At 35.7% G+C, this 2,479-nt stretch carries 2 protein-coding genes; both read right to left on the bottom strand.

The window, feature by feature from the left end:
* Positions 1-319: 319 nt before the first annotated feature.
* A complete protein-coding gene (locus tag ACFILO_RS09150) occupies positions 320-1,093 on the bottom strand; it encodes a hypothetical protein (protein ID WP_375678189.1) in 774 nt (257 codons plus the stop codon).
* 84 nt (positions 1,094-1,177) lie between these two features.
* The gene (locus ACFILO_RS09145) at positions 1,178-1,960 is read right to left on the bottom strand and encodes a hypothetical protein (RefSeq protein ID WP_375648001.1); all 783 of its coding nucleotides are present in this window, start codon (positions 1,958-1,960) and stop codon (positions 1,178-1,180) included.
* Between the last annotated feature and the right edge of the window lie 519 nt (positions 1,961-2,479).

The following is a 2,479-nucleotide window of genomic DNA, read 5'->3' as shown; positions in this document are numbered from 1 at the left end:
ACTGAATCTACAGTGTGAATCCCATTTTTATTTTACTTAACAGCTTGCTTTTTGATACGTTTTGTGCAATAAAGAGACGTTCTTTTATATTTCGGTTATTTCTTTTAATCGTTTATTTAGATCGCTAGCTGTTTTGATAATAAAAGCCGTATCAATTCATTTTGATGCGGTTTTTATGTATTAAGGCTTGCATTTTTACACGTTTTGTGTAATATATTTTAACATTTAAAATGTATAAGTTTCCAGTTGCAAACAAAAGCCGTGTCTTAAAGGACGCGGCTTTTTTGCTATAAAGCAGCCCCCCGCCCCGTTATTTTATTTATGCTGCTTTTTCAGTGATTACATCATTACTACAAACATCATCACGAAATGTTTTCTTTTCCTTAAGAGCGGCGTTGCCATAAATCTTAACATCTTTGTAAACAACCGCTTTTCCATAAACTCTTGCATTATCAAAAATATGAGCACCTTCGTATATATAAGAAGATCCTGATACTTTTGCATTGCCATAAACAAAGCCACTCACATCAGCACTATGCCAAACCTTGGCATTGTCATAAATTTTTGCATTTACAGCAATAAAGGCTTTCCCATAAACCACGGCATTGTTACAAACTTGACCACAAATTTTTGCATCACCATAAACCTTGGCATTGTCATTAACCACGCACTTGCCATAAACTACTCCCTTACCACGAACCCACATACTACCATTAACACTCGCATTATCAGAAACCTGTGCATTGCCATAAACATGGGTATCATGACCATAAACTTTAGCTTTTCCACTCACTATAGCATTACCATAAACTTTAGCATTTTGAGCAACAATGGCATCATTACGTATTTTTGCATTTTCAGAAACGACGGCATTCACAGCAACTATAGCATTATCATACACCCAGCAATTACCATCATGTGAGAGATTATCTTCACTTTCAATAAAGCCACCAAGGTCCCCTGTCTTTACATCATCGAAATCCCTTAATGCACGAATGCGATAAAAGTGTTTAGGTTGACGGGTTTCTGCATCGTAAACTTTTTTTATTTCGTCTATAATTTCATATTTTTTGGATACATTTTTAGTAGTCATAGGTAGCTCCCTAATCTAATATTCAAACAAATTTTTAAATGAAATGGTTATAAGGAGGCGCCCCCGCCGCGCCCGCGCCGTTATTTAAGCTGCTTTATTTATATCCTGATCAAGACCACAGACATCTTCAGAAAATTTCTTATTTTCTTTAAGCACAGCATTGCCATAAATCGTTGTAAATTGGCAAATTTGTGCTTTTCCACTCACATGAGCATTATCATGAATTTTTGCAAAAGGACCAACACGCGCCGAGCCAAAAACCTTGGCATTGTCATAAATATTGCTACCATCATAAACTATAGCTTTATCAAAAACATGAGCATTGCCATAAGCTTTTGACCACGCAGCAAGGCGTGATTTACCGTAGACATGGGCATCATTAAACACAAGCCCACTCACATGAGCATTTTCATATACACGGGCATTATCGTAAATAAGAGCCCCTTCAGTAATAACGGCATTATCACTCACAACGGCATTGCCAAAAACATAGCCACCAATTTTTGCATTGCCATTAATGACTGCATTGTCATAAACATGTGCCTTATCACTCAAAACCCATGCCTTATCACTAATCACAGCATTACCATAAACTTTTGCATAATTCACAACACAAGCATTATTGCGTATTTTGGCATTTTCGGAAACGCTTGCTTGGATAACCATAGCATCATCATAAACCCAGCAATTGCCTTTATGAGACAGATCACTCTCATCTTTAATAAAGCCACCTAAATCCCCCGCCTTAACATCATCAAAATCTCTTAAAGCTTTAATGCGGTGTAAAGTCACACCGTTAACAACGCGGTTTTCATTAGTAAGTTCATATTTTGGAGAAGTTTCTTGATTTTTAACTGTAGCTTTCATGCTGACACCTATTCGTTTAAATTGTCTGTTATTGACAGCCCTATAAGGGCGTCGGGCGCTAACAAACACGGCGAATAGTCCGTCGTCACACTTTTCTCATAAAGAGTATTGTATGATGTGACCACACCCGACAAAATCGTTATATGCTAGAGATAGCATAAAAGAAAGTCAGTATTTTAAGAAATGGGAGAAACCTTATCGTGATTTATCCGCTATTCGCTATAGTGTTTGTTAAGCACTTGCCAACCTTAATAAACGACCTTTTCTTTAAAGTCAATACGTATTTTTTATTTTTTTCAATTTTTTTCATTTTGATACCTACCTAATTGAATATCAAGTGATTTTAAATTTTACTTTTGGTTTTTAGCATAAAAATGTAGTGCGTAAATGGACATGTTTATTAAACTGCGTGTATGCAACATAAGGAAGAATGAATAAACTAAAAAAAAGTACCAAAAAACGATATCTAAATACCAAAATACAGTATAACTATTTGGAAAAATTAAAACGACAAGTGCT

Origin of the sequence: Bartonella sp. AP72JLCBS, from assembly GCF_042195705.1 — a bacterium.
Taxonomy (GTDB): Bacteria; Pseudomonadota; Alphaproteobacteria; order Rhizobiales; family Rhizobiaceae; genus Bartonella.
Note: the sequence above shows the minus strand (reverse complement) of the source record. Positions and strands in the feature narration are given on the sequence as shown.

Bases quoted from the DNA above. Each gene is read 5' to 3' on its own strand.
- ACFILO_RS09145 (WP_375648001.1), bottom strand. From the start codon at position 1,960: ATGAAAGCTACAGTTAAAAATCAAGAAACTTCTCCAAAATATGAACTT.
- ACFILO_RS09150 (WP_375678189.1), bottom strand. From the start codon at position 1,093: ATGACTACTAAAAATGTATCCAAAAAATATGAAATTATAGACGAAATA.